Origin of the sequence: Nesterenkonia sp. PF2B19, from assembly GCF_001758425.2 — a bacterium.
Classification (GTDB): Bacteria; Actinomycetota; Actinomycetes; order Actinomycetales; family Micrococcaceae; genus Nesterenkonia; species Nesterenkonia aethiopica.
In genome coordinates this window covers 55272-80648 of sequence record NZ_MDSS02000005.1, presented here as the reverse complement: position 1 = coordinate 80648, position 25377 = coordinate 55272, and the positions used below count along the sequence as shown (strand labels likewise).

At 69.7% G+C, this 25377-nt stretch carries 27 protein-coding genes, 1 other RNA gene and 1 pseudogene; 15 read left to right on the top strand and 14 right to left on the bottom strand.

The window, feature by feature from the left end:
* Window positions 1–13: 13 nt before the first annotated feature.
* A complete protein-coding gene (locus BCY76_RS02625) occupies window positions 14–1843 on the bottom strand; it encodes an FtsK/SpoIIIE domain-containing protein (RefSeq protein WP_139827575.1) in 1830 nt (609 codons plus the stop codon).
* A 1389-nt stretch (window positions 1844–3232) separates the two neighbouring features.
* On the opposite strand from BCY76_RS02625, the gene BCY76_RS02610 reads away from it, so the two are divergent.
* The 11 genes from BCY76_RS02610 (at window position 3233) to ssrA (ending at window position 12963) form a co-directional block, all read left to right on the top strand.
* The gene (locus BCY76_RS02610; protein WP_070158664.1) at window positions 3233–4459 is read left to right on the top strand and encodes a CpaF family protein; all 1227 of its coding nucleotides are present in this window, start codon (window positions 3233–3235) and stop codon (window positions 4457–4459) included.
* On the top strand, window positions 4425–5315 hold the full coding sequence (locus tag BCY76_RS02605; protein WP_336581769.1) for a type II secretion system F family protein: 891 nt from the start codon (window positions 4425–4427) through the stop codon (window positions 5313–5315). Before BCY76_RS02610 ends, BCY76_RS02605 begins: the two co-directional genes overlap by 35 nt.
* A 2-nt stretch (window positions 5316–5317) precedes the next feature.
* A complete protein-coding gene (locus BCY76_RS02600) occupies window positions 5318–6253 on the top strand; it encodes a type II secretion system F family protein (protein ID WP_237089922.1) in 936 nt (311 codons plus the stop codon).
* A gap of 135 nt (window positions 6254–6388) precedes the next feature.
* On the top strand, window positions 6389–6625 hold the full coding sequence (locus tag BCY76_RS02595; protein WP_070158666.1) for a hypothetical protein: 237 nt from the start codon (window positions 6389–6391) through the stop codon (window positions 6623–6625).
* A complete protein-coding gene (locus BCY76_RS02590) occupies window positions 6600–7058 on the top strand; it encodes a TadE/TadG family type IV pilus assembly protein (protein ID WP_085437129.1) in 459 nt (152 codons plus the stop codon). The genes BCY76_RS02595 and BCY76_RS02590 overlap by 26 nt, the downstream gene beginning before the upstream one ends.
* 73 nt (window positions 7059–7131) lie before the next feature.
* Window positions 7132–7569: a hypothetical protein gene (locus tag BCY76_RS02585; RefSeq protein ID WP_070158668.1), complete on the top strand. Its 438-nt coding sequence runs from the start codon at window positions 7132–7134 to the stop codon at window positions 7567–7569.
* A gap of 7 nt (window positions 7570–7576) precedes the next feature.
* Complete coding sequence (locus BCY76_RS02580) at window positions 7577–8059, top strand: hypothetical protein (RefSeq protein ID WP_085437128.1); 483 nt, start codon at window positions 7577–7579, stop codon at window positions 8057–8059.
* Between the two features lie 93 nt (window positions 8060–8152).
* A complete protein-coding gene (prfB, locus tag BCY76_RS02575) occupies window positions 8153–9265 on the top strand; it encodes a peptide chain release factor 2 (RefSeq protein ID WP_070158670.1) in 1113 nt (370 codons plus the stop codon).
* 157 nt (window positions 9266–9422) lie between these two features.
* A complete protein-coding gene (ftsE, locus tag BCY76_RS17365; protein WP_139827574.1) occupies window positions 9423–11495 on the top strand; it encodes a cell division ATP-binding protein FtsE in 2073 nt (690 codons plus the stop codon).
* Window positions 11492–12409, top strand: a complete 918-nt coding sequence (gene ftsX, locus BCY76_RS02565; RefSeq protein WP_070161764.1) for a permease-like cell division protein FtsX — start codon at window positions 11492–11494, stop codon at window positions 12407–12409. The genes ftsE and ftsX overlap by 4 nt, the downstream gene beginning before the upstream one ends.
* A gap of 175 nt (window positions 12410–12584) precedes the next feature.
* Window positions 12585–12963: a transfer-messenger RNA gene (gene ssrA / locus BCY76_RS02560) on the top strand.
* Between the two features lie 80 nt (window positions 12964–13043).
* Here ssrA and smpB read toward each other — a convergent pair.
* Window positions 13044–13547, bottom strand: a complete 504-nt coding sequence (gene smpB / locus BCY76_RS02555) for an SsrA-binding protein SmpB (protein ID WP_070161762.1) — start codon at window positions 13545–13547, stop codon at window positions 13044–13046.
* Window positions 13548–13697: 150 nt separating this feature from the next.
* Here smpB and BCY76_RS17360 point away from each other — a divergent pair, with 150 nt between their 5' ends.
* Both BCY76_RS17360 and BCY76_RS02545 read left to right on the top strand, forming a co-directional pair.
* Window positions 13698–14165: a hypothetical protein gene (locus tag BCY76_RS17360; protein WP_070161760.1), complete on the top strand. Its 468-nt coding sequence runs from the start codon at window positions 13698–13700 to the stop codon at window positions 14163–14165.
* Window positions 14162–14488: a hypothetical protein gene (locus BCY76_RS02545; RefSeq protein WP_070161758.1), complete on the top strand. Its 327-nt coding sequence runs from the start codon at window positions 14162–14164 to the stop codon at window positions 14486–14488. Before BCY76_RS17360 ends, BCY76_RS02545 begins: the two co-directional genes overlap by 4 nt.
* Before the next feature lie 69 nt (window positions 14489–14557).
* Here BCY76_RS02545 and BCY76_RS02540 read toward each other — a convergent pair whose 3' ends face one another.
* From BCY76_RS02540 to BCY76_RS02495, 10 genes and pseudogenes are all read right to left on the bottom strand, one after another.
* Window positions 14558–14959 carry a fluoride efflux transporter FluC gene (locus tag BCY76_RS02540; protein ID WP_070161756.1) on the bottom strand — a complete coding sequence of 134 codons (402 nt, stop codon included), beginning with the start codon at window positions 14957–14959 and terminating at the stop codon, window positions 14558–14560.
* Window positions 14956–15522 carry a fluoride efflux transporter FluC gene (locus BCY76_RS02535; RefSeq protein WP_085437127.1) on the bottom strand — a complete coding sequence of 189 codons (567 nt, stop codon included), beginning with the start codon at window positions 15520–15522 and terminating at the stop codon, window positions 14956–14958. Before BCY76_RS02535 ends, BCY76_RS02540 begins: the two co-directional genes overlap by 4 nt.
* A gap of 58 nt (window positions 15523–15580) precedes the next feature.
* Window positions 15581–16327: a metal-dependent transcriptional regulator gene (locus BCY76_RS02530; protein WP_070161753.1), complete on the bottom strand. Its 747-nt coding sequence runs from the start codon at window positions 16325–16327 to the stop codon at window positions 15581–15583.
* Window positions 16324–17228 (bottom strand): annotated as a pseudogene (locus tag BCY76_RS02525) (metal ABC transporter permease). Before BCY76_RS02525 ends, BCY76_RS02530 begins: the two are co-directional and overlap by 4 nt.
* Window positions 17228–17998, bottom strand: coding sequence for a metal ABC transporter ATP-binding protein (locus BCY76_RS02520; protein ID WP_070161752.1), 771 nt, complete (start codon window positions 17996–17998; stop codon window positions 17228–17230). Before BCY76_RS02520 ends, BCY76_RS02525 begins: the two are co-directional and overlap by 1 nt.
* Window positions 17995–18951 (bottom strand): metal ABC transporter solute-binding protein, Zn/Mn family, encoded by a 957-nt coding sequence (locus BCY76_RS02515; RefSeq protein WP_070161751.1) that lies wholly within the window; start codon window positions 18949–18951, stop codon window positions 17995–17997. Before BCY76_RS02515 ends, BCY76_RS02520 begins: the two co-directional genes overlap by 4 nt.
* A gap of 125 nt (window positions 18952–19076) precedes the next feature.
* Window positions 19077–19964: a histidinol-phosphatase gene (gene hisN / locus BCY76_RS02510; protein WP_085437126.1), complete on the bottom strand. Its 888-nt coding sequence runs from the start codon at window positions 19962–19964 to the stop codon at window positions 19077–19079.
* Window positions 19961–21133: a ribosome small subunit-dependent GTPase A gene (rsgA, locus tag BCY76_RS02505; RefSeq protein ID WP_085437136.1), complete on the bottom strand. Its 1173-nt coding sequence runs from the start codon at window positions 21131–21133 to the stop codon at window positions 19961–19963. Before rsgA ends, hisN begins: the two co-directional genes overlap by 4 nt.
* Complete coding sequence (gene aroA / locus BCY76_RS02500; RefSeq protein ID WP_237089921.1) at window positions 21130–22482, bottom strand: 3-phosphoshikimate 1-carboxyvinyltransferase; 1353 nt, start codon at window positions 22480–22482, stop codon at window positions 21130–21132. Before aroA ends, rsgA begins: the two co-directional genes overlap by 4 nt.
* 29 nt (window positions 22483–22511) lie before the next feature.
* Complete coding sequence (locus BCY76_RS02495; protein ID WP_070161748.1) at window positions 22512–23153, bottom strand: DoxX family protein; 642 nt, start codon at window positions 23151–23153, stop codon at window positions 22512–22514.
* Between the two features lie 240 nt (window positions 23154–23393).
* On the opposite strand from BCY76_RS02495, the gene BCY76_RS02490 reads away from it, so the two are divergent.
* Window positions 23394–24008 (top strand): sigma-70 family RNA polymerase sigma factor, encoded by a 615-nt coding sequence (locus tag BCY76_RS02490; RefSeq protein WP_070161779.1) that lies wholly within the window; start codon window positions 23394–23396, stop codon window positions 24006–24008.
* Window positions 24005–24298 carry a mycothiol system anti-sigma-R factor gene (gene rsrA, locus BCY76_RS02485; protein WP_070161746.1) on the top strand — a complete coding sequence of 98 codons (294 nt, stop codon included), beginning with the start codon at window positions 24005–24007 and terminating at the stop codon, window positions 24296–24298. The genes BCY76_RS02490 and rsrA overlap by 4 nt, the downstream gene beginning before the upstream one ends.
* A gap of 257 nt (window positions 24299–24555) precedes the next feature.
* On the opposite strand, the gene BCY76_RS20625 is transcribed toward rsrA, so the two are convergent.
* Window positions 24556–24630 (bottom strand): 50S ribosomal protein bL37, encoded by a 75-nt coding sequence (locus tag BCY76_RS20625; RefSeq protein ID WP_014300525.1) that lies wholly within the window; start codon window positions 24628–24630, stop codon window positions 24556–24558.
* Between the two features lie 99 nt (window positions 24631–24729).
* Complete coding sequence (locus BCY76_RS02480; protein WP_070161743.1) at window positions 24730–25329, bottom strand: GDSL-type esterase/lipase family protein; 600 nt, start codon at window positions 25327–25329, stop codon at window positions 24730–24732.
* Between the last annotated feature and the right edge of the window lie 48 nt (window positions 25330–25377).

Sequence of the window (25377 nt, the reverse complement as noted above, 5' to 3'; positions counted from 1 at the left end):
ATGTCCTCGTCCGTCAGCAGGCTCGCCACGCGGGCGTCCGCGGCGAAGGTCTGCAGCGAGCGGTCGCCGTCGAGGAGGTGGACCTGCCACGCCGGGGCGTCGGCCGTCGACGGTGGCCGCAGCAGCTGCGCGGCCAGGGCCGCCACGGCCTCCCGCCCACCGGAGCCGCCTTCGCCGATGAGGCCCAGACTGCCGTCCTGCCGGGGGGACCACAGCAGCGGGACCTGATCCTGCTCGGCCGGAAGGTCCAGTCTCCCCAGGGCAGGCGGCCCCGAACGCCGCCACGGGCGGCGTCGGCGTCGATGGTCTCCGGCAGAGACGGCAGCAGGGGAGTGTGCCGGCGGGTCAGCCCTCCGGCGTCGACGGCCCGGCCCAGGGCGGCGACGACGTCGAGGGCGGAGGCCCCTGTGGCCGACACCGTCCGGGACAGCGGCCGGTGGTCTGCCGGTCGGAGGGCCACTGGGGCTTCGGCGGTGGAGAGCAGCCCGGTCTGGAAGACCACGGGCTCGTCTCCGGGGCGGCGCAGGATCCCCCGGCCGGGGAGGTTCCGGGGGATCCTGCCTGCCTCCACCGTCCCGACGAGGTCCCGTGATTCGTCCTCGCTGCGCAGCCTCAGGGTGACGATGCTGCCGATGTTTGCCCGGATGTCTGCGGTGACGACTCCCTGAGGGCGTTGGGTGGACAGCACCAGGTGCAGGCCCAGGGAGCGGCCGAGCGTGGCCAGGCGCATGAGCTCGTCCATCGTCTCGGGCAGTTCGTGGGAGAAGATCCGGAACTCGTCGATGACCACCAGGATCCTCGCCAACGGGTCATCCGGCCGCAGCCGCCGGTACTCGGGATAGTCTCCGGCCCCGGCGTCGAGGAAGAGCCTCTCCCGACGCACCAGCTCGGAACGGATGCCTTCCAACGTGCGCTCCGCCTGCGCCTGCGAGAGATCGGTGATCAGGGCCAGCGAGTGCTCCAGCTCGGTCAGATGCTGGAAGGTCGCGCCACCTTTGAAGTCGAAGAGCACCAAGGACAGCTCTGTGGGACTGTACCGGGCGGCCCAGCCGAGCAGCAGAGCCTTGAGCAGCTCGGACTTCCCCGACCCCGAGGTCCCTGCCAGCAGGATGTGGGGACCGTCCTCCACCAGATCCAGGTGCTCCTCACCAGTGGCGCTGCGTCCCAGGACCGACGTCAGGGAGGTCGAGGCGCTGCGGGACATCAGGTCGGCGGGAAGCGGCATCTCGAGCCGCTCCGGGACCTGCCCGGTGCCCTCGATGGGGCCGCCTCGAGGCAGCGCCAGACGCAGCAGCTGGTCCAGGGTCTGGCGGGAGACCCCGTCGGCCACCAGGTCGTGGGCTCCGGCGGTCAGCGTCGGGTCAGCGTCATCCGTGGACCGGTCTGAGGGTTCGTCGGCGGCGGAGGCCGGCGCGGCGCCGGCGACTCGACGCAGGTTCCGGGTGGTCAGGTCGATCTCCCAGCCGGGGACCTCCCCGGCCGGGTACGGTCCCGGAGGCTCGTCGACGTGGACCACGCACCAGCCGTCGAGGAGAGCCGCGTCGATGAGCTCCGTGGGCACGGGAACGTCCACGAGCAGCACTGCAGGGCCACCGACTGTGGGCAGGTCCGCGACGTCGGCCTGCTCGCCGGGAGTCAGACCCACTCCGTGGTCGTCGAGGAGGACACGAGGCCACTGCGACGGCTCCGCGAGAAGGTGGATCTCGGGTCTGTGCGGACGAGGGCGGATGACCAGCTGGGCCAGGAACCAGCGCAGGAGACGACGAGTCAGTCGCCTCGGACCGGCCAGGTGGACCACCTCTCCAGGGCGCAGTGGGGCTCCCACCCCGCTGTGCACCGACACGGCGTCGACCCGTCGTGTCGAGGCTGGGGTGTCGACGGCGGGGCGCGTGATGCCGTGCCCCAGACGGACCACCGGGACACGACGGGCCGCTGCCGAGTCCTGGGCCCGGGCCGCAGCCGACGGGTTCGCCGCGTCGCGTGGTGCTCGCTCGCCGGGCCGGGGCTGAGCCCCGGAGGCTCACGCAGGCGCCTGATGAGGTCGCCCGGGGTGTCCAGGAGCGCGTCACTGCGATCGGCCCAACGGCCGGCGGCGGCGTCGACGGCGCCCGGAACTTCCGACGACGGCGGGCAGCGTCGACGACTGTCGCCGCGGCCACCAGCGCGGAGACCGCGGAGAACAGGAGGAAGAACCACATGCCGGTGACCAGGACCAGGACGATCCCGACGAGCAGGGGGACGCAGGCCATCACGAGCATCATCCGGTGTTTGCCTTCGGGAGGGTCCTCGTCGACCGCCACCGGCGGGGGCGGCCAGCTGCCCTGAGACGCCGGAGGCGGACCGTCGGTGAGCAGGCGCAACGTCGAGTCCCCCACCTGCAGCGGCTCAGAGTCGCTCCAACGGACAGCGCCTCTCCCGCCTTGTGGCTGATCGGGCGAGGACACAGTGACGGCGCGCTCGCCGACATCGATCACACAGTGTTCCCGCGCGATGTCCGGATCCGCCACGGCGATGTCGACCGAGCCTCGCCCGACGGTGTACCGGCCCCGCAGCAGGGGCACCAGCCGCCCAGCGTCGGGCCCTTCGTCGAGACACAGCTGCAGCGCGGGTGCGGCTCCGCCGGGCTGTGCAGCGAGGGACCCATGTCCCGGGCCCGCGGGAGGCGTGTCGCCAGGATGGAGCACCACGACCATTCCCGGATGGATCTGGCGGGCCCCTCGAGGCAGAGACGCCAACGGGATGCCGTCGACGACACCGGTCACCGGAGCGTCGCAGCGACCCATCCAGGTGGCCAGTGCTTCGGCGAGCTGCGCACCGGAGGGCTGAGAGGTGCCGTCGACACGCAGGCGGATGTCATGTACGCCGTGTCCGGGGGACTGATCGCGCAACTCGCGCCATCGCGCCTCTGACAGTGCACCGGGAGCGCGCACCACGGTCAGCGACATCGACATCGGTCCTCCTCAGCGGCGTCCGGATCATGGTTGAAAGCTTCAGCCTAGGCATCAGGAGCATCACAGAACAGCGACCTGCGGCAGGCTGTGGAGAACCGCTGTGCCGTCCCCAGGGATGGTTGGGTTTCTCCACAACCTGCGTCATCTGCGTCGCCGACGTCGCCCCTGCTGGCTAGGGTGTTGCACTGTGACACCGACCGGAGCCGGTCGGCGCACATCCTCGTCGACCGGAGAGTCGCTGGGGGATGGCACGAGGAACATGTCATGGAGGGGGAAGGCCCGTGGAGGCCCTGACGATTGTCGAGGACGAGGTTCGGGAACAGATCCGGCGACGGGGACTGGATCCGGCCGAGGATCTGGCGGAGCTGCGGGACATGGTCGAGGCGGCGGTCTCCGAGTATGACCGACGGTCTCTGGTGAGCTCCCTCCCACTCGTCGGCGAGCTCGACGCCGCCGTCAAGCATGTGCTCGATGCGGTGGCCGGCTTCGGGGAGCTCCAACCGCTGCTCGACGACGGCTCTGTCGAGGAGATCTGGATCAATGGGCCGCAGGAGGTCTTCCTTGCCCGCGGCGGACGATCGGAGCTGACGTCGATCACGCTCACCGAGGACCGGATCCGGGACCTCGTCGAGCGGATGCTGAAGACCTCCGGCCGCCGCCTCGACCTGTCCTCGCCGTTCGTCGACGCCGCGCTGCCGGACGGCTCGCGGCTCCACGTCGCCATCCCCGACATCACCCGGCGCCACTGGGCTGTGAACATCCGCAAGTTCATCGCCCGGGCCGCGAGCCTCGACGATCTGGTGAGACTGGGCTCCCTCTCGACGTCGGGTGCGCGGTTCCTCGAGACCTGCGTGGCCGCGGGCATGAACGTCCTGGTCTCCGGAGCCACGCAGGCGGGGAAGACCACCATGCTGAACTGCCTCGCCTCGGCCATCGGAGCCAGAGAACGCGTCATCACGGTTGAGGAGATCTTCGAGCTGAGGCTGCCTCTGCGCGACGTGGTCGGCTTGCAATGTCGACAGCCGAACCTCGAGAACGAGGGCGAGATCCCGTTGCGGCGACTCGTGAAGGAGGCGCTGCGTATGAGGCCCGACCGACTGATCGTCGGAGAGGTGCGTGAGGCCGAGAGCCTCGACATGCTCATCGCCCTGAACAGCGGTCTTCCGGGGATGGCGACCGTCGATGCCAACGGCGCCCACGAGGCGCTCACCAAGATCTGCACGCTTCCGCTGTTGGCGGGGGAGAACATCGGCCGAGGGTTCATCGTGCCCACGGTGGCCTCCTGCGTGGACCTCGTCGTCCACTGCGGACGGGATCGCTCGGGTCACCGCCACGTGGAGGAGATCCTGGCCGTGGGCTCCCGCGTCGAGGAGGACCGGATTGAGACCTCTACTCTGTTCCACCGGGTCGATGGTGAGCTGCAGGTCAGTCCCAGCGCGGTGTTCGACCTTCCGAAGCTCTCCGAGGAGGAGCGTGGACAGCTCACCCGGGCAGGTGTGCTCCGATGAGTCTGCTGCTGGGGACGGCCCTGGGGATGGGGCTGATGCTGGTCTGGTGGTCCTTCTTCCCACGAACGGCGACGACGCGGAGCGCCGGGGTCGCCGCCCGGGACGGATCCACCGGCTGCTCGCGGAGGCGGGGCACCAGAAGGTCGGAGCCTCAGGCGTCGTCGCGGCGATCGCGGCCTGCGCCGTCACGGCGTTCCTGCTGGTGATGCTGCTGACGACGGCGGTGCCGGTGGCCCTGTGCTTCGCCCTGTTCGCCGCCACGCTGCCGGTGGTGGTCCTGCGCTGGCAGGCGGCGCGACGGCGGGCAGTGCTCCGCGAGATCTGGCCGGATGTGGTCGACCACCTGCGGTCCGCCGTGCGGGCCGGGATGTCGCTTCCTGAGGCCATCATGCAGTTGGGCACATCCGGTCCGTCGCAGCTGCGTGAGCCCTTCGTGGAGTTCACCCGCGACTACCGGGCCGGCCAGAACATGGAGACGTCCCTGCGCCGGCTGAAGGAGAGACTGGCCGATCCGGTCGGGGACCGCATCATCGTCGCTCTGACCATCACCCGCGAGGTCGGCGGATCGGACTTGGGCCGCCTGCTGGGGACCCTGGCGGAGTTCCTCCGGGACAACGCCCGGACTCGCAGCGAACTGGAAGCTCGGCAGTCCTGGACCGTCAATGCCGCCAAACTGGCGGTCTCGGCCCCCTGGATCGTCGTCCTGCTGCTCTCCACGCAGCCGGAGGCGGCTGAGGCCTACCGCGGCATGACAGGGCTGGCGGTCCTGGCGGTCGGCCTGGTCGTCTCTCTGGTGTGCTACCGGCTCATGCTGCGGATCGGGGCGCTCCCGGAGGAAGAGCGGGTGCTGCTGTGACGGTGACGACCACCTGGGCGGTCATCGCAGGTCTCGGACTCGGACTGGGCCTGGTGACCGTAATCTTCTCCCTGCCGGCGATGAACAGGACCCGATTCGTGGACAGAGTCGCTCCGGCCCTGCGTTCCACCGGGATGGACTCGGGACTCTTCACCACGGACCGGCACCCGGTGATGCCCCTGGGGGCAGTGGGGAGACTCTTCGCACCGTTGCTGAAGGCCGCCGTGGCCCACCTCGACCGGTTCAGCTTCGACACGGCGGCTCTGCAGCGTCGCCTCGAGCAGGCAGACTCCTCGATCTCGCCCACCGAATATCGCCTGCAGCAGGTCGCCATGGCGGCCGCGGGCGCCCTGCTCGGTGCAGGACTGAATCTGGTGGCCTTCGTCTCGGGGCAGTTCCATGGACTGTTGGCCGCCCTCAGCGTCCTGGTGCTGGCGGTCCTGGGGTTCGCCCTGCGGGACAATCTGCTCTCCGCCCAGATCCGCAGACGTCAGCGTCGCATGCTCTCGGAGTTTCCGACCGTGGCGGAGATGATCGCGCTCGCCGTGAGCGCAGGGGAGAGCGCCCCCGGGGCGTTCGAACGGGTCAGCCGAGTGTCCCGAGGTGAGCTCAATGTCGAGCTCACGCGTGTGCTGCACGATACCCAGGCGGGGCACGGCTTCTCCCAAGCGTTGAAGGCGATGTCACGGCGGGTCCAGTCGCCGCCCATCTCTCGTTTCCTGGAGGGCATCATCGTGGCCATGGAACGCGGCACCCCGCTCGCCGACGTGATGCGGGCCCAGGCCCAAGACGTCCGGGACCTCTCGAAGCGGGACCTGATGGAGACCGCCGGCAAGAAGGAGATCTCGATGCTGGTGCCGCTCGTCTTCGGGGTGCTGCCCCTGACCGTGATCTTCGCCGTGTACCCGGGCCTCGAGCTGCTCTCGATCGGCATATGACTGGCATCAGCCGAGACCGCCGGCCGCGCCGGGCGCCGCCGCTCCTCGTCTCGACCTCCCACCACAGGACGACCTCGCACCACGTGTCGAGCCTCCCATTCCTGAACGACCCATCCACCACAGAGAGGAACCCCCATGAAGAATCAGCACCCTGCCTCAGTCCGTGCCGGCCGCCCCGGCCGCGCCGCCCTCACCGCTGGAGAGGGCCTGACGTCGCTGCTTCGACGCCTGCACACCGAAGAACGCGGAGACGTCCCGGGCTGGGTCATGATCACCTTGATGAGCGCGGTGCTGGTCGCAGGTCTGCTGGCCGTGGCCCAGCCTGCCCTGCAGGGCCTGTTCAGCGATGCGATCGACCAGGTCTCCCGCTGACCCAGGCGTGGCCACGGCGAACACGGAGGACGGGGGCTGTCGGTCCTGGGTCCGCGCGCGGCTCCGGGAAGAAGAGGGTGCGGCAACGGCCGAGTTCACGATGGTCGCGACGCTCCTGGTCCTGCTGACGCTGGCAGTCATGCAGCTGACCACGTACGTCCATGTGCGCAACACTCTGATCGACGCCGCCTCTGCCGGTGCGCGATTCGGCGCCCTCCACGACCGCACCGCTGAGGATGGTGTGGAACGCACGCGGTCTCTGATCGCGTCATCCGCCGCGGCGGACCACGCCCAGGACGTGAGCTATGCCTATGTCGACACCGCGGAGGGGCGCACGCTGCGGATCACGGTCCGCTCCGGAGTCCCGCTGGTCGGGCTCGGTCCGGGCGTCGGGACGCTGGAGGTGCAGGGGCGGGCCTATGACTTCGAGTGACCGGAGAACCCCGGAAGGTCGGAGCGGTCCGTCTCCGCGCCTTCGCGTTGGTCCGTCTGCGCGCCTTCGCGCGATGCTGTCCCAACGACTCGGCTCCGCCGATGACGAGGGAGGCTCGTCGATCGTGGAGTTCATCATGCTGGCGACCCTGCTGCTGATCCCGATCGTGTACTTCGTGCTGGGACTCTCGGCGGTGCAGGGCGCGGCCTATGCGACGACGGGAGCCGCCGACCAGGCCGCGAAGATGTACGTGTCCGCCGAAGCCGGCGACCCCGAGGCGGACGCGCGCAGCGAGGCCGCCGTGCTCGCCGCCCTGCAGGACTTCTCCATCGACCCGGATCGTGCCGACGTCTCTCGGACCTGCCCGCAGGGCACCTGCACCACCGACGGTGACCTCGTGGCTTTCACCGTGGAGGTCCGGGTGCCGGTGCCGCTGCTCCCGGGATTCGGCGACTGGCAGCCCACGCTGGTCACGGTCTCGTCCACGTCCGTCCAGGTCCAAGGAGGCTGATGGCGTCATGATCGGGCTGAGCTGTTCCCCCCTGCGCGCGGCGTGGCGCCGTCTCCGTGCCCGCATCGAGGCCTCCCATCGTGAGGACGCCGGACAGTCGACGGTGCTGATCCTGGGCATGGTCCTGGTGGTGCTCATGCTCGTCTCCGTGGTGGCCGGAGCCACGGCCGTCAACCTGGAAGCCCGTCGGCTGCTCTCGGTGGCCGACGGTGCGGCCTCGGCAGCCACGCAGGGTGCCGCGGCAGGTGGGACCGCGCCGTCGTTGACGGTCTCCCAGGTCCGGGCCAGGGCGCAGGGCTACCTGGATGACTCCGGCGCGCACGGGAGGCTCGGCGGCGTGGAGGTTGTCGACGCCTGGGTGGCTGACGGCGGCGAGACCGCACACGTGCGGCTCGGCGCCTCTGCCGAGCTTCCGCTGCTCAGCTGGTTCCTCCCCGCGGAGGTGCCCATCAGCGCGGAGTCCCATGCGAGAGTGAGCCTCAACCGGTGACCGACCGGACGCGGAGTCTGCCGAGGATCCGACGCCGAGACGGGCGGCGCCGGAGCGGCGAATCGTCGCGCCAGCCGGTAGGGTGGTGTCGTTATGGCAGAGACTGATTTCCCCACTGAGCTGCGCTCCCTGCGCTCCACCCTGACCCGCATCACCGACGTCACCGACGTGGACAAGCTCCGGGCCGAGGTGGCCGAGCTCAGCGAGAAGGCCGCGGCTCCGGACCTGTGGGACGACCAGGCCAACGCCCAGAAGGTCACCTCCCAGCTGAGCCACAAGCAGTCCGAGCTGGAGCGGCTCACCAAGCTCTCCGGGCGCATCGACGACGTCGAGCTCATGGTGGAGATGGCCCAGGACGAGGGCGATGACGATGTCCTCACCGAGGCCGTCCAGGAGATCGACTCCATCCGCAAGGCCCTGGAGTCGCTGGAGATCGTCACCCTGCTCGCCGGGGAGTACGACGAGCGTGACGCCGTGGTGACCATCCGGTCGGGAGCCGGCGGTGTGGACGCGGCTGACTTCGCGGAGATGCTGCTGCGCATGTACACCCGCTGGGCGGAGCGCCGCGACTGGACGGTGAAGGTCCTGGACACCTCCTACGCGGAGGAGGCCGGACTGAAGTCCGCCACCTTTGAGGTCAAGGCTCCCTACGCCTTCGGCACGCTCTCCGTGGAGGCGGGCACGCACCGTCTGGTGCGCATCAGTCCGTTCGACAACCAGGGCCGACGCCAGACCTCCTTCGCCGCCGTCGAGGTCATCCCGCTCATCGAGGGCACGGACAGCGTGGAGATCGACGAGAACGACCTGAAGATCGACGTCTACCGCTCGTCGGGGCCGGGAGGGCAGTCGGTCAACACCACTGACTCGGCGGTGCGCATCACCCACCTGCCCACCGGCACGGTGGTCTCCATGCAGAACGAGAAGTCGCAGATCCAGAACCGTGCGGCCGCCATGCGGGTCCTGGAGTCCCGTCTGCTGCTGCTCAAGCAGCAGGAGGAGGCCGCCGAGAAGAAGGAGCTCGCCGGTGACATCAAGGCCTCCTGGGGCGATCAGATCCGGTCGTACGTGCTGCACCCGTACCAGATGGTCAAGGACCTGCGCACTGAGCATGAGGTCGGCAACACCTCGGCTGTGCTCGACGGTGACCTGGACGGCTTCATCGACGCGGGCATCCGGTGGCGCGCGCAGTCTCTGCTGGAGAACTGATCGCCCGTGCCGGGGGACCACGCGCACAGAAGTCTCCGGCACGCCGCCCCTGATCGTCCCGAAGACCTCGCGGCTGAACTAGGCTCAGAGCGTACCGGCCCGTCTTCCCCGACCTGTGCCCCGAACGGCCGGTGCGTGTCGGGGCAGCTGGTGAGAGATGATCCGCTTCGAACACGTCACACGGCGCTATGAGCCCGACGGCCGACCGGCCCTCGACGACGTCACGGTGGAGTTCAACCGTGGGGACTTCGTCTTCCTGATCGGGGCGTCCGGCTCCGGCAAGTCCACGCTGCTGCGGATGATCCTGCGCGAGGGTCTGCCCCAGCGCGGCAAGGTCACCGTGGCCGGGCAGAACCTGGGCCTCATGCTCGAACGCCGCGTGCCGGACTATCGGCGCAGCATCGGCATGGTCTTCCAGGACTTCCGCCTGCTGCCGGACAAGACCGTGTTCGACAACGTCGCCTTCGCCATGCGTGTGATCGGGGCCAGGCGCACCCAGATCCGCGAGCGTGTCACCGAGGTCCTGGAGAGAGTCGGACTGGAGGACCTCGCCCGCCGGTACCCGCACGAGATCTCCGGCGGCGAGCAGCAGCGCGCCGCCATCGCCCGCGCCATCGTCAACGAGCCAGCCATCGTGCTGGCCGACGAACCGACCGGCAACCTGGACCCTCGTGCCTCGGACGAGGTCATGAAGATCCTGCGCTGGATCAACGCCTCCGGCACCACGGTCATCATGGCAACCCACGACCGGGTGATCGTCGACCGGATGCGCCGGCGGGTGGTCCAGCTCCACGACGGCGCACTGGTCCGCGACGACGAGCGCGGCACCTACGATCCGCCGCGGGGCTCGCAGGCCTGGACCGTTCTGCGTGAGCGGGAGTCCAGCGGGGCGCTCCGTGTCCAGGACCCCCGCGCCCATGATCTCGGCGAGCAGGGCGACGGCGGCGCCACCGCGCCGGGACCGGAAGCCCTCACCGCCGACGCCGCCCGAGCGGCCGGGCGAGACGTACCGGTCGCCGCCGAGGCTGTGGAGCACGCTGCCCGAGCCCAGGGGAGTGCCTCCGCCGAGGAGGGACCGACGGCCGAGCATTCCGCGCCGGACGGCACCGCGGCCGACACCGCCTCACCACAGTCCCTCGCCGAGCCGGTGCGCGTACGCTGGCCGGAGCATCTGCGACCCCAGCAGCACGGCCCCGACGTTCCGGAGCCTGTCGGCGGATTCGACGGGTCGGAGATGCCGAACCTCGCGCGTGACGGCTACACGGAGCCCGAGGGAGAGGGCGCCGATCCCGAACGGCTGCGCGATGCCCTGCGTCAGGCAGTGTCCTCGCACGTCCAGATGTCTGCGGGCCCGGACGGCGTGGCGGAGCATCCTCACGAGTCATGGTTCACCCACGCGGCCCCGGGCCTGGTGGATCGGCCCGGCAGCGCGGCCACTCCGGCTGCACCGGGCTCGGCCAAGGCCCGGGGGGACGAGATCGAAGACGAGCGGCTGCGCACACAGAGCGGCGACGACGAGCCCCCGGTGCACGATCCTGACCTGCCTCTGACCCGAGGGCAGGGTCCGCGGCGTCGCGCACCGGTTCCGGCCTCGCCCGCCGAGGCTGAGGCGCCGGCGGACCGGGACGACGGCGGCCTGGCGAGGCCCTTGCCCGCCGTCACGGCGGCCACCCCGGCCGAGCCCGGTGCGGCAGACGTTCCGGAAGTGCTGGAGGACCTGGCCGAACCTGATCGAGAGTCTGAGAGCTCCGACGCACCGCAGCCGGAACCGCAGCCGGAACCGCCGTCGGAGCAGGTCCGGGAGTTGGACTCCGAGGCGGAGTCCGAGCACTCTTCTGCGCGGTCCGCCCCGCTCGAGGCGGAGGAGGGTGAGCCGCCGATCCTCGACGACCGTCCGCCGCGGCCGGTGGACGTCGACGGTGAGGAGGTGGAGGATCTCACGGAGGGGGTACCGACGCAGGTTCACCCCGGCGCCCCGGACAGCGTAGACCCGGACAGCCCAGACCAGGACTCCGCAGGCGAATCAGCAGCATCCGGCAGGTCGGCGTCGTCCAGCGTCGAGACCGTCGATGCCGACTCTGTTGAGGCCGGCGAGGCATCGCCCCAGGTGCCGCGGCCCCGGTCCTCGGCGTCCCAGTCCACCTACGCCGACACCCGTCGCACCGCCGAACAGCTCGGCGTCACCGGAGAGCGCCGCTCGTTCTGGCGGCGGCTGAGGAGGAGACGATGAATCGCCTGCTGCACATGCTGCGCGAGACGTTCACCTCGCTGCGTCGCAACGTCGCCATGGTGGCTTCGGTCGTGCTGGTCACCTTCATCTCCCTGACCTTCGTGGGGGCGGCCGCCCTCATGCAGACCCAGGTCGACCGGATGACCGATGACTTCTATGACCGGCTGGAGGTCTCGGTCTTCCTCTGCACGGACAACTCCACCCAGACCGCCTGCCCGACCGGTGCGATCAGTGCTGACCAGCGCGACGCACTGGAGCACTCACTCGAGGAGGGGGCGGCCAGCCAGTACGTGTCCAGCTTCCGGCACGAATCACAGGAGCAGGCGCTGGAGAACTTCCTGGAGTCCCGTGGCGAGACCGCGCGGACCGCCTCTCTGGAGGCCGAGGACATGCCGGAGTCCTTCCGTGTGCTGCTCCACGAGCCGGAGCAGTACCCGATCGTCACGGAGCTGTTCTCGTCCGCTCCAGGCGTGGAGACGGTCGCCGATCAGCAGGAGGTCATGGATCAGGTCTTCGCCATTCTCAACGGCCTGACCATTGTGGCGCTGATCATCGCGGCGGTGATGATCGTCTGCGCGGTGCTGCTGGTCTCCACCACGATCCGCCTGTCCGCCTTCAGCAGACGCCGAGAGACCGGCATCATGCGACTGGTGGGCGCCTCGAAGTCGATGATCCGATTGCCGTTCGTCTTCGAGGGCGTGATCGCCGCCCTCGTCGGCTCGCTGCTGGCCTGCGCGGCCACCTGGGTCATGGCTGAGTTCCTACTGGGTCAATGGCTGACCCGTCAGGTGCCGGGGATCCCCTTCATCGACTCCTCCGCGTCCTGGATCATCATGCCGGGCCTGGTGCTGGTCGGCGTGCTGCTGGCGGTCCTGTCCTCGTGGCTGACGGTGCGTCGCTACCTGCGTGTCTGAGCCAGCACGACGGCGACTGGCCACACCCGAGCCAGTGGGCTGCCACATCGGCTGCGGACCAGGCGGCAGGACGGAGCCCGACAGGAATATTGTGACCGGGACGCCGGTTGTCCTATACTGAAAGGCCTGCTGACGGCCTGTGGGCCAGCAGGTACGGTTCTTGACAACCGCATACGGGGACGATCGGTTTCGACGATCTGAGTTGAGCATGGGGAAGCGGGCCGAGGATGTAGAGTGCCCTCGCTAAAACCCCTCTGCACACCAATAAGTGCCGATTCTAAGCGCACTGACTTCGCCCTCGCTGCCTGATAGCAGCGACCGCGAGTCTGTCAGCCTGAGCTTGCTATCGGCTCAGCAGCTGGCATCAGCTAGATAGCCACTGGAGCGCCGCCTTCGTCGTGGGGGCGTCGCTCGACGATCACACGACTGGGCCCGGGTCAGCCACTTGTCTGCAAGATGGCTGGGGCCGAGCAACGCCCGATGCGCAGACTGCGCCCGGAGAAGTCCATGTGATGCCAGATCGGACGCGGGTTCGATTCCCGCCGTCTCCACCACACCAGACGGGCCGTCGGCCGATGAGGATCTCCTCATGGCCGGCGGCCCTTCGTCGTGTCTGGGGGAGCTCCCGGGCTGCTCAGGCGGCGCCGCGGTTGCGGTAGCGCATGGCTCGCTGGGCGTCCCGCTCGTCCTGCTTGCGTCGCAGGGTCTCCCGCTTGTCGAACTCGCGCTTGCCCTGGGCGATGCCGATCTCGACCTTGACCCGGCCGTCCTTGAAATAGAGCTGCAGCGGCACGATCGTGTGCCCCGGAGACTCGATCTGCCGGGTGATCTTCACCAGTTCCTTGTGGTTCAGCAGCAGTTTCCGCTTCCTGCGGGCGCTGTGATTGGTCCAGGTGCCGTTGAGGTACTCCGGGATGTGCACCTGCTCCAGCCACAGCTCGCCGGCGTCGGAGAAGGCGGCGAACCCGTCGGTGAGGGACGCCTGGCCCTCCCGCAGAGACTTGACCTCGGTGCCGGTGAGCACCATCCCGGCCTCGTAGCGGTCCAGGATCGTGTAGTCGTGCCGAGCCCGCCGGTTGGTGGCGACCACGTGGTTGTTCGGGTCCTTCTGACCTTTCCGGGCGTTCTTCTTCGCCATGGTGCCACCTCCTCGCAGCAGGGTCGGTCTGTGCTCACGGCCGCATGGCCGGCCGGAGAGCCGACTGTCCATCATACACCCCGAGGGTCGGACGTGGCGGGCGTCACGTCCTTTCGTGGTCGATGGTCAACCCCATGATGTGATGGATGGATGCGCCTCTCCGTCCCGGACCACGTGTTGCGAGCCTTCGGGCAGCACGGATCCGCGGTGCCGCTGAGCGGGGGACAGGGCACCTCATGGCGGGCCGGAGACATCGTGCTGAAGCCGGTGCCCGTCCAGGGCCAGGAGACCTGGTCGTGGCTGCACCACCGGCTGGCTCCGTCACTGCCGCGTGAGACGGCACTGAGGATCGCGCTGCCCGTGGCGGGATCCGACGGGTCCCTGCTGGTGGACGGCTGGGGCGCGAACCGCTGGATGCCCGGCTCCGGGGCCGGGCTGAGTCTGCGGCGTCGCGCGGAGGCCGCCCGGGCCTTTCACCGGGCGACGGGGGCCGCACCGGCGGACCTGCCGACTCGACAGGACCCCTGGGCCCGGGCCGACCGGCAGGCCTGGGGTCAGGAGGATCTGCACCGGAGGCACCGGGGGCGCTGGCTGAGCTGCTGGACCAGCTGCCCGTGACTGAGCAGCCCCTCCAGATCGTGCACGGGGACCTGGCGGGCAACATCATCGACCATCCGGTCCACGGGCTCGGCGTGCTCGACCTCAGCCTCTATCGGCGTCCGGTCGCCTGGGCGGAGGCGGTCCTCGCCCTCGACGTCATGGGCTGGGAAACCGGACACGGAGGCGCGGCGGTGCAGGTCGGCGCCTCCGCCGAGATGCTGGGTCGGGCGCTTGCGTTCCGGTTGTGTGCGGAGCTGAACCTCGGGGCTCGGCGGCTGTCATCGCCGCTGATGGACCTCATCCCGGTGGTGCGTCGACTCGCGGATCTCCGGGGTCGGTGAACGATCCCCGAGATTGGTGACCCTGATGGTCAGGGGAGGCACAGGGGTCGCTGCTCGCGCAGGTGCCGCTCAGAGCTCCACGAGTCCGGAGAGCCCCATGCCGATCCCCGCGGCGACGAATCCGCACACCACGTTGACCAGCCAGATCCAGGCGGCCTGCATCCGATGGCCGTCCACCCAGCGCTGAGCCGCGCGCAGCGAGACGGTGGCGAAGGTGCTCAGCGCACCGATGAGCCCATAGCTGATCACGGTGACCACGCCGGGGGAGAAGAGGCCGTTGTCCGGCACGGCGTCCGCCGAGGTCAGCGCGGAGAACTCGCCGTAGAGGAAGCCCAGCAGCAGGCAGCCCAGCGTGTTGGCCACGAGGATGCCGAAGCGTGCGTACCGGTCCAGCAGGAGTCGCAGCACGGCACCGGCGGCGCCGCCGAGGGCCACACCGAGCACCACGGTCAGAGAGAGCGTGGTGGTCATCGGGCCCCGCCTCCGGCGTCGGCGGATCCGTCCCCGGCCTCGCGGGCGGGCGGGGCAGCCACCGCGCCGAGGCCGTAGGGGTCCTCCACGCAGCCGAACAGCGCACGGCCGATAGTGACGCCCGCCGCGGCCGCCCCGGTGGAGGCGATGACGCTGATCAGCAGGTAGAACAGCATCTCCAGGGTGCCGGGGCTGACATAGGTGACGGCGCTCAGGCCCTCGAACGTGCCTCCGGGCAGAGACGGCATGGTCGCCACGATCACCAGGGAGAAGGTCGTGTAAGAGCCCAGGAGGCCGGTACCCAGCACCGGCACCACCCAGCGCCGCAGCCACGGCCTGGCCGCGGCGACGCCGGTGAGCAGGCCCAGCATGCCGGATCCGGAGATGTTGATGGCCAGCGTGGTCCAGGGGAACTTCATCCCGTGCTCCGGGATGATCTGCCCGATCGTCAGCCGCAGCAGTGCACCTGCCGCACCCGCGCAGGCGACCAGCAGGATCAGCGCCGGCAGCGGGGGAGCCGTCGGCGCCGCAGAGGCGGGGGCGGGATTGACTCGCGTAGGCACCGTCCAAGCCTAATACGCCGGTCGCGCCCGGCAGGTCAGGGCACCCCGGGGGAGGCCGTCAGTTCTCGAGGTCCCCCGGACCGGAGGCCCCGGAGCCGTCAGAGCGCACTACGGAGACCCGCATCGCATGGGCCAGCTCGTGAGCCAGGCGGATTCCCTCTCCGGCGTCGGTGCGAGCCACCACGACGTCGCCGGACTCCGAGGCGGTGACATGCACCTGGGCACCGATCTCCACCTGCTGCTCGGCCAGCACCCGCAGCGCGTCCGGCACCGAGTCGTCCACCTGCTCGAGACGCACCGCGGAAGAGGTCGGCACCCGGCACAGCAGCTCCGTGTCCGGGTGGTCCATGGACAGGTCCGGCCCGGGGATCGGGTCGCCGTGAGGGTCCACCCGTGGGTGGCCGAGCCGGGCGTCCAAGCGATCCACGAACGTCTCTGAGACCGCATGCTCCAGGCGCTCGGCCTCGTCATGCACTTCGTCCCAGCCGTACCCGAGCTCCCGGACGAGCCACGTCTCGAGGAGCCGATGCCGCCGCACCATCGCCAGTGCGAGCTGCCGCCCCTGTTCGGTGAGCCGGATCGGCGCATACGGCTGGTGGTCCACGAGGCCGAGATCCGCCATCTTGCGCACCATGAGGGTCACCGACGGGTTGGAGACCCCCAGCGTCTTGGCCAGCGCCGAGGCGGAGACCGCCGTGTCATCCCATTCCGCCAGGCCGTAGATGGTCTTGGCGTAGTCCTCCACCGACGTCGTCGCGGAGTCCGTGCGGGTGGACTGGCCCTGGGCGGAGGTGCGCGGGGTCATGGGATCCTCTCGATGGTCGCGGCTGACTGATCCAGTCTATGGGCCACCGGTCGACGACGACGGTGCGCCAGTCGCCCCAAGACGCCCTTGCGTGGGGCGAACAGGTAGGCCATGGCGAACTGCGCGGACTGGACCAGGACGATGGTGCCGCCCGTGGCGACGTCACCCCAGTAGCTGAGGTAGACGCCGACCAGAGCGGAGAGCACGGCCGAGGCCGAGGCCACGATGAGCATCCGACCGAAGGTCCGGGTGAGCAGCATCGCGGTGGCTCCCGGGATGACCAGCATGGCCACCACCAGGATGATCCCCAGGGTCTGCAGGGCCGTGACCGTGGTCAGCGCCAGCAGCATCAGCAGCACGGCGGACAGACCCGTGGCAGAGAGTCCGATGGTGTGGGCGAAGGTGCGGTCGAACGCCAGCAGCGTGAAGTCCCGCCGCTTGATCAGCAGAACTGCGGCCGTCAGGGCACCCAGGCACAGCACCTGGATCAGATCCGTCCGGGAGGTGCCCAGCACGTTGCCGAAAAGGATGTGCTGCAGATGCGTCTCGCTGGGCGTCCGGGAGATCAGCACCAGGCCCAGAGCGAACAGCGAGGTGAACACCACGCCGATCGCCGTGTCATGCTTCACCGTGGAGGAGGTGCTGATGCCGCCGATCAGGCGACCGCCAGCATGCCGAACACGAAGGCTCCCACCGCCATCGGGACGCCGAAGAGGTAGGCCAGCACGATCCCCGGCAGGATCGAATGGGCCACCGCCTCGCCCATCAGCGACCAGCCCATCAGCACCAGCCAGCAGGACAGCAGACCGCATACCGCGGCGGCCACCACGGAGACCAGCAGCGCATTCTGCATGAAGCCGAACTCGAGGGGGGCCAGAAGAAGCTCACGCAGCATGTCCATCATGGCTGCCTCCGCTCGGCCGATGCCGCACCGAGTCCCAGTACGGCGCCGAAGGCGTCCGCCATCCGCTCCTCGGTGAGGACCTCCCCTGGAGGACCGGCGGCCAGCACCGTGCGGTGCAGCAGCACGACCTCCTCGGCGAGGTCGGGGATCCCCTCCAGGTGGTGGGTGGAGACCAGCAGCGTGGTGCCGGCATCACGCAGCTGATGCAGCACTTGGACGATCAGCTCCTCGGAGACGCGGTCCACTCCGGCGAACGGCTCATCCAGCAGCATCAGCGGCGCCCGCTGCGCGATCGACCGCGCCAGAAAGGTTCGCCGTCGCTGCCCGCCCGAGAGCTCCCCGATGGTCCGCGAGCGGAGGCCCGCCAGGCCGACCTGTTCCAGGGCGGACTCGACGTGTTCCCGGTCCGCCGCCCGCGGGCGACGGGTGAACCCCAGATGCCCGTACCGTCCCATCATCACGGTCTGCTCCACCGTCACCGGGAAGCTCGGATCCACCTGGTCATGCTGCGGGACGTAGCTGACCAGGTTCCTCCGTCGCGCCGCATGGGGGCTGCGGCCGAAGAGTCGGACTCGACCCTGGGCCGGGGAGCGCAGCCCCAGCAGGGCCGCGAACAGCGTCGACTTCCCGGAGCCGTTGGCCCCGACCAGGGCGCAGATGCGCCCCGACCGGACGGTCAGGTTGACCTCCTGCAGGGCCAGGACCCCGGGATATCCGGCGCTGAGCCCTTCCACCGAGATGGCAGTGGTGGTCTCGGTGGGGATCATCGGCCGTCGTCCTCAGCGCCGGCGAGGATCAGCTCCAGATCGTGGCGCAGCAGGTCCACGTAGGTGGGCACCGGGCCGTCCGCCTCGGTCAGAGAGTCCACGTAGAGCGGCTCGCCCAGCTCCGCACCGGTCTCCTGGACGACCTGCTGCTGGGCCGCATCGTTGACGGTGGATTCGCAGAACACGGTGGGGACCTCATGGTCGCGGACGTAGCGGATCTGCGCCTCGACCTGCTGGGGCGAGCCCTCGTCATCGGCGTTGACGGGCCACAGGTAATGCTCGCCCAGGTCCAGATCGTCGGCCAGATAGCTGAAAGCGCCTTCGCAGGTCACCAGATGCACCTCCTCCAGCTCCTCGGCGCGCTCGCGGGCCTCAACGTCGAGGGCCGCCAGCTCGTCGCGCAGCGCCGCGGCGTTCTCGGCGAAGACGTCGGCATCCTCGGGAGAGAGTTCGGACAGGGCGTCCTCGACGCCGTCCACGTAGCTCATGCCCTGACGGGGAGACATCCAGGCGTGCGGGTTGACGGGCATCTCCGCGGCATCATCGGGGTGGCCGGGCAGCCGGGTCACCGGCAACGGCTCGATGTCCCCGGTCACCGTGACGGTCGGAGCATCGGACTGGTCGAGGAACTGCTCCAGCCAGGCCTCCAGACCCAGGCCGTTGGCCAGGATGAGGTCGGCCTCGGCCGCGTCGCGCACGTCTCCGGGAGTGGGATCGTACTCGTGGATCTCCGCACCGTGCGGCGTGATGGAGCGGACGTCTGCGCGGTCCCCGGCCACCTCGGACGCGATGTCCTGGAGCACGGTGAAGGTGGTCAGCACCACAGGTCGCTCCTCGACGCCTCCCTGGCGTTCGGAAGGGTCGCCGGAGCCGTCGGCGCTCGCACACGAGGTCACGAGCAGGGTGCTGAGAGCCAGGAGAGCGGCGGACGTCGTCGTCGTGGTGTGCGGCATGCCCCCAGTATGGTTTAGGCATACCTAAAACTGCAACCGGCGCGCCGCCTGGACGCAGCAGGGGCCGGGTCCGGGCCTCCCGATTGGAGGACCGGACCCGGCCCCTGGGCGCGGCGGAGAGAGCGTCAGAGTGCGGGCGAGCCCGCCGTGTCGGGTGAGGACTCTGGATCAGCCGACTCCTCGGACCGCGAACCGGCGTCGGACCAGGGGGTGGGGCTGTCCGGGGCCAGGGCACCGAGCGCGGCCTCGTGGAGCAGTCCGTTGGTGGCCAGGGCATTCCCGCCGGAGCAGCCCGGCTCGCCGTCCAGCGAGGTGAACCTGCCACCGGCCTCGGTGACGATCGGGACCAGGGCCGCCATGTCATAGAGCTCCAGCTCGGGCTCAGCGGCCACGTCCACAGATCCCTCGGCCACCATGCAGTAGGACCAGAAGTCGCCGTAGGCCCGGGTGCGCCAGACCGAATCCGTCATCTCGAGGAAGTTGTGGATCCGGCCGATCTCCCGCCAGCCGGTCAGCGACGAATAGGAGAAGGAGGCGTCCTGCAAGGTGGAGACCTTGGAGACACCCAGCTGACGGGCCGAGGCCAGCGACTTGCCCGTGTAGGCCCCGCCGCCGGCGGCGGCCCACCACCGGCGGTTCAGGGCGGGGGCGCTCACGACGCCGACCACCGGCTCGCCGTGGTCCACGAGTGCGATGAGGGTGGCCCACACAGGGACCCCGCGCACGAAGTTCTTGGTCCCGTCGATCGGGTCGATGACCCAGCGCCGAGGTCCGGATCCCGAGGAGCCGAACTCCTCGCCGTAGACGGCATCCCGCCCCCGGACCCGGCTCAGCTGGGCACGGATGGTCTCCTCGGCCTTCCGGTCGGCCTCGGTGACGGGGGTGAGGTCGGGTTTGGTCTCCACCTCGAAGTCCATCGACTGGAAGAAGGACATCGTCTGGGCGTCCACCGAGTCGGCGATCATGTGGGCCAGGCGGAGGTCCTCGGTATAGGCGCTCGTGCGATGGTTCATGGGCTCAACCCTAGTCGCTTCTCCTCCTGTTCCTCCGCAGACCCGGCCAGCGAGGCGAGCAGCCCGCGCAGTGAGGCCAGGCGTGCCGGTCCGTGGGCGCCGGCATGTCCTGCCTGCACCCAGGCGTCCAATGCGCAGCCGCCCTCGGGCGATGCGTGGGCGCATCCCGGCTCGCAGTCGACCGAGCCCTCCACCAGATCCTCGAAGGCGGCGAGCACGTCATCGGGGTCGACATGGGCCAGGCCGAAGGACCGGATCCCCGGGGTGTCGACGATCCAGGACTCTTGGGCGTCCTGGTCACCCAGCGGAGATGTCGGATCCTCCGACGGCTCGAGGGTCAGCGCGACGGCGGAGGACGAGGTGTGGCGGCCGCGGCCGGTCACGGCGTTGACGCCTCCGGTGGCGCGATCCGCCCCGGTCAGAGCGTTGACCATGGTGGACTTGCCCACGCCGGAGTGGCCGATCATCGCGGTCACGTGCCCGGCCAGCAGGGACCGCAGACGGGCCACGGCCGCCGGGTCCAGAACCGGATCCCGTGTGGAGCCCGGGGCGGAGCCCGGCGTGCGCTCTGCGTCGGCGCCTCCGCCGACCTCGGTACCGGCATGGCCGGAGATCACCGTGGTCAGGCTCAGCTCTGCATAGTGGCTCACCAGCCCTGCAGGATCCTCAGGATCCTCGGCCAGGTCCGCCTTGGTGATCAGGAGGATGGGAACGATGTCGGCGTCGTAGGCGGCGACCAGGGCCCGATCGATGAAGCCGGTGCGCGGGGCCGGATCCGCCGCGGCGACCACGATGAGCAGCTGATCCGTGTTCGCGACCACCACGCGCTCAGCGTCGTCGGAGTCGTCGGCGCTGCGACGCAGCAGGGTGGAGCGTTCCTCGATGCGCACCAGCCGGGCCAGCGTCCCCGCCTCGCCCGAGGTGTCGCCCACGAGTGCGACGACGTCGCCGGGAACCACCGGGGTGCGCCGCAGGGCTTTGGCCCGCACGGCGGTGACCACCTGCCCCGAGTCCACCAGGGCAGCGGTGTAGCGCCCGCGGTCGACCTGAACGATCCGGCCCAGCTCCGCGTCGGCGTGCTCGGGCTTCTCCTTCGTCCGGGGGCGCGAACCCTTCTTGTTCGGCCGGACCCGGGCACGTGACTCGTCCCAGCTGTCCCAGCGGCTCACGGGACCAGCCGCTCCCACAGCTGAGGGAAGGTGGGCATCGTCTTGGCGGTGCAGCCGATGTCCTCGACCTCCACGCCGTCCACGGCCAGTCCGAGGACGGCGCCGAAGGTCGCCATGCGGTGGTCGGCGTAGCTGTGCACCAGGCCGCCGTGGGAGATGGGGGACAGGACGCGGAAGCCGTCATCGGTCTCCTCCGCCGCTCCGCCCAGACGGCGGATCTCCGCCACCAGTGCGGCGATGCGGTCGGTCTCGTGGCCGCGCAGATGGGCCACCGAGGTGAACGTCGTCTCACCGTCGCACAGTGCGGCCAGCGCTGCCACGGTGGGGGTGAGCTCCGCAGTGCCGTCCACGGTGCCCGGGGTCACCAGGCGTTCGGGGCCGCGCACGGTGAGCGTGACGGTCTCCCCGCCGGGCTCTTCGACGGAGTCCACTTCGGCCCCGAAGTCGGTCAGCAGCTGCGTCCAGCGCCGCCCGATCTGTGTGGAGTCCTTCGGCCAGCCTCGCATGACCACCTCTCCGCCGGTCACTGCGGCCGCGCAGAGGAACGGTCCCGCATTCGACAGGTCCGGCTCCACCCGCGCGGTGAACGCCGGAATGGCGCCTGGTTCCACCCGCCAGGTGTAGGGGGCCGGAGAGCTGACGGAGACGCCGAGCTGCTCGAGCACCGTCAACGTCATCTCCACGTGCTCCAGAGACGGCACCGAGGTGCCGCTGTGGCGCAGCGTGAGGCCCTCCGTCATCCGGGGGGCCGCCAGCAGGAGCCCGGAGACGAACTGGGAGGAGCCGGAGGCGTCGATGGAGATCTCGCCGCCGGTCAGCCCAGCAGGGCTGCTGACGGTGAAGGGCAGGGTGGTCGGTGCGGCGCCCTCCGGGGCCGAGGGGTCGCGGACGTCCACACCGAGCTCGGCCAGCCCGTCGAGCACGGCGCCCATGGGCCGGACCCGCGCTTCGGGATCGCCGTCGAAGTGCACGGCGTGTCCCGTCAGGGCGGCGACCGCCGGCAGAAAACGCATGACAGTGCCGGCGAGCCCGCAGTCCACCTGCACGTCTGAGGCGTCGTGTGCCTGTGCGGCGGGGGGTGCGGCCAGCGGCAGCGGAGTGATCCGCACGGCCGGTTCACCGGTGCCCCCGCCGTCTGCGAGGTGCTCGACGCGCGCCCCGAGCCGCTGCAGTCCGGCGAGCATGAGGGAGGAGTCGCGGGACTCCAGCGCGTTGACGACCACGGAGGGGCCGTCGGCCAGAGCTGCGAGCAGCAGCAGCCGGTTGGTCAGGGACTTCGAAGCGGGGACGACGACCTCTCCACGCACCGGTGCCCCCGCTCGCGGCGCAGGCCACGGTGTCGGGGGCACCCGGAGAGCGTCAGATGACATGGCGGTGCTCAGAGCGCGTCCTCAGCCTTCTTCTTCCCCTCCTTGGCGGCTGCGGAGATGGCCTTGACGGCCTCCTTCTCCGCACGCTTGAAGCTCTTCGCCGCGTCCCGTTCGAAGGCCTTGGCGGTCTTGACCGCGTCGTCGCCGAACTCCTCGGCCCACTTGTAGGTCTTGTCCCGGAACTGGGCGCCCTTCTTCTTCGACTGCTTCGCCAGGTGCTCAGCACGCCAGCTCAGCGAGGGCTTGCCGGCGAGATCGGCGACGGCAAGCCCGAGGCCGCCGAGGATGGCGAGGTTCTTCAGCAGAGTGTCCCGCTGGGCGGTCAGGTCCTCCACCGAATCGAGGCCTGCGGCGCGCATCTCCACATAGGAGTTGACCTTGTGCACCCCCATCAGGGTGAATGCGGCGATGCGGGGGCACTTGCCGATCGCCAGTGCGACCCCGGCGACGACTTCGATGCCGCCGAGCACCTGGACGGTGCGGCGGGGGTCCGAGGTGATGACCTCCGCCTGGGGGACCAGGGAGCCGAGCTCCTCCAGGGTGGGCTCCAGCCTGTCGGCGGCCTCCTCCGTGTTGCGGAGGCGGTCGATGCCGTCGGCGATGAAGCCGGCACCGAGCAGCGGGCGGGCGACTTTGCGGATCAGGGACATGGAATCCTCCTGTGGCGGCGCGGCGTCGGGGTCGTCCCCGGCTCCACGTGCGGTGAACTCGGTTGAGCTGTGCGTGCCGGAACATGCGGCGTTCGGCATCGTCCAGAAGACAATCTACCCAATCAGCCCCTGTCGGGGAATTGCAGAGCACGCGTGGTCGTTGTCCTGTCCATGACCACAGCCACGCTTCAGCCGCGCACGCAGGCCCCGATCCGCCGGGTGCGCGTAGACTCGTCTGTGATGGAAGACCGTGACGAGAACGTGAATGTGGCCGAGGAGACCGACGCACAGCGTCGCGCCCGCTTCGAGTCCGATGCGCTGCAGTACGTCGACCAGCTCTATTCCGCGGCGATGCGGATGACGCGCAACCCGCAGGACGCCGAGGACCTGGTGCAGGAGGCCTACACGAAGGCCTACTCCGCGTTCCACCAGTACAAGCCGGGGACCAACCTGAAGGCCTGGCTGTACCGCATCCTGACCAACACGTACATCAACATCTACCGGAAGAAGCAGCGGCAGCCGCAGCAGGCCAACACGGACACCGTGGAGGACTGGCAGATGGCCCAGGCGGCGGAGCACACCTCCACCGGACTGCGCTCGGCCGAGGCGGAGGCCCTGGACCATCTGCCGGACTCGGACGTCAAAGACGCCCTGCAGCAGATCCCGGAGGAGTTCCGCCTGGCGGTCTACTTCTCCGACGTCGAGGGATTCGCCTACAAGGAGATCGCCGAGATCCTCAACATTCCCATCGGCACGGTGATGTCGCGGCTGCACCGCGGCCGCAAGCTGCTGCGTGAACTGTTGACCGACTACGCCCGCGAGCGAGGCTTCAAGAAGCAGGAGGCTCGAAAATGAGCGAAGACCGCACCACGGATGAGTGCCCCGGCGGTGACTGCCGGGAGGCCGAGGAGCGGATGGAGCGCATCTACGAGTACCTCGACGGTGCGCTGAGCCGGGACGACCTCGCGGAGGTCCGGGGCCATCTCCACGACTGCCCGGACTGCGCCTCCGAGTACGACCTCGAGTGCATCATCCGTTCCGTGGTCCGGCGGTCCTGCGTGGAACGTGCCCCCGACACTCTGAAGGTCACCATCATGGAGCGCATCAGCGAGATCCGCGTGGAAGCTGGCCACGAGAGCCGCTGAGCCGGGGCGCACCGGGAGTCCGACCCGGAGCGCGCACCAGGGGTCTGCCGGTCCGGAGCGCGCACGTCCCTCTCGCCTCCGGCATGACAGGTCCGACATGACAGAGCCCCCGACGGATGATCCCGCGGGGGCTCTGCCTTTCTGTGTGCGCTTGCTGTCCGTGGCGCTCCGTCGCCGGAGCACGCACGGCGCGCGCCGCGGCCGCTCGACGGCGGCCCGCTGCTGAGCGTCAGGGGCCCGTGAGGGACCTGAACGGGTCAGGAGTTGGGGCGCTTGCCGTGGTTGGCCTTGTTCTTGCGGCGGTCCTTGCGCTTGCGTCCACGCTTGCTCATGGTGAACTCCTTTCGTCGGCTTCGCCCCATCCTACCGGACGGTGGTGCTGGGGCCATCGGTGCGGTGCCCGGGGAGGTGGTGCTCCGCGCCGGCAGGTCTCACGCAGAGGGCTCGCGCAGGCCCAGCCACTGGAACCACCCCCGGTGGAGGACCAGCCAGGCGATCAGCCCGTAGCCGGCCTGGCCGGGGGCGCCGTCGTTGGCTGCGAGATCATGGCGCCACTGGTCATGCTGGACCAGCGGCGAGAACGTGTCGACGTAGACGTGGGAGCGGCGCGACGCCACGTCCTGGTACGCGACGTTGAGCTCCGCCAGTCGCTGGTTCCGTTCGGGGTCCAGCCCCGGGACGGGTCCCACGACCAGGCACCGGATCCCCTCCTGACTGGCCCGGTCCAGGATGTTGGCCAGGTTGAGTCGGGAACGGGCCGACGAGGAGGTGCTGTCCAGGTCGATGTCGTTGAGTGCGACGATCAGATGGTTCTCCGTGCCCTCCGAGAAGCGTGGTGCGGCCTCGGCCTGCCAGCGGTGGGACAGCGCCTCCGTCCCCTCGCCGGGCATGGCGAGGACATAGTGTTCCAGGTGCACCGCCTCGGTGGGCGTCTTCGCCAGCACCCGTCCCAGCCATCCCAGTGCGCGGGGATCACCAGTTCCGGTGAGCAGCTCATTGCCGACGGCGACGATTCTGATGCTGCGTTCCACGTCGTCCCTTCCTCTGTGTGGCCATCCGATCCCGGGAACCCGGGGGAG

What these genes read in the sequence shown, in the direction of transcription:
- BCY76_RS02530 (WP_070161753.1), bottom strand. Translation starts at nt 16,327, where the DNA reads ATGACCCCGCGCACCTCCGCCCAGGGCCAGTCCACCCGCACGGACTCC.
- smpB (WP_070161762.1), bottom strand. Translation starts at nt 13,547, where the DNA reads ATGGCGAAGAAGAACGCCCGGAAAGGTCAGAAGGACCCGAACAACCAC.
- BCY76_RS02595 (WP_070158666.1), top strand. Translation starts at nt 6,389, where the DNA reads ATGAAGAATCAGCACCCTGCCTCAGTCCGTGCCGGCCGCCCCGGCCGC.
- BCY76_RS02540 (WP_070161756.1), bottom strand. Translation starts at nt 14,959, where the DNA reads ATGACCACCACGCTCTCTCTGACCGTGGTGCTCGGTGTGGCCCTCGGC.
- ftsX (WP_070161764.1), top strand. Translation starts at nt 11,492, where the DNA reads ATGAATCGCCTGCTGCACATGCTGCGCGAGACGTTCACCTCGCTGCGT.
- BCY76_RS02590 (WP_085437129.1), top strand. Translation starts at nt 6,600, where the DNA reads ATGCGATCGACCAGGTCTCCCGCTGACCCAGGCGTGGCCACGGCGAAC.
- rsrA (WP_070161746.1), top strand. Translation starts at nt 24,005, where the DNA reads ATGAGCGAAGACCGCACCACGGATGAGTGCCCCGGCGGTGACTGCCGG.
- BCY76_RS02490 (WP_070161779.1), top strand. Translation starts at nt 23,394, where the DNA reads ATGGAAGACCGTGACGAGAACGTGAATGTGGCCGAGGAGACCGACGCA.
- BCY76_RS17360 (WP_070161760.1), top strand. Translation starts at nt 13,698, where the DNA reads ATGCGCCTCTCCGTCCCGGACCACGTGTTGCGAGCCTTCGGGCAGCAC.
- BCY76_RS02495 (WP_070161748.1), bottom strand. Translation starts at nt 23,153, where the DNA reads ATGTCCCTGATCCGCAAAGTCGCCCGCCCGCTGCTCGGTGCCGGCTTC.
- BCY76_RS02520 (WP_070161752.1), bottom strand. Translation starts at nt 17,998, where the DNA reads ATGATCCCCACCGAGACCACCACTGCCATCTCGGTGGAAGGGCTCAGC.
- prfB (WP_070158670.1), top strand. Translation starts at nt 8,153, where the DNA reads ATGGCAGAGACTGATTTCCCCACTGAGCTGCGCTCCCTGCGCTCCACC.
- BCY76_RS02515 (WP_070161751.1), bottom strand. Translation starts at nt 18,951, where the DNA reads ATGCCGCACACCACGACGACGACGTCCGCCGCTCTCCTGGCTCTCAGC.
- hisN (WP_085437126.1), bottom strand. Translation starts at nt 19,964, where the DNA reads ATGAACCATCGCACGAGCGCCTATACCGAGGACCTCCGCCTGGCCCAC.
- BCY76_RS02585 (WP_070158668.1), top strand. Translation starts at nt 7,132, where the DNA reads ATGCTGTCCCAACGACTCGGCTCCGCCGATGACGAGGGAGGCTCGTCG.
- ftsE (WP_139827574.1), top strand. Translation starts at nt 9,423, where the DNA reads ATGATCCGCTTCGAACACGTCACACGGCGCTATGAGCCCGACGGCCGA.
- BCY76_RS02580 (WP_085437128.1), top strand. Translation starts at nt 7,577, where the DNA reads ATGATCGGGCTGAGCTGTTCCCCCCTGCGCGCGGCGTGGCGCCGTCTC.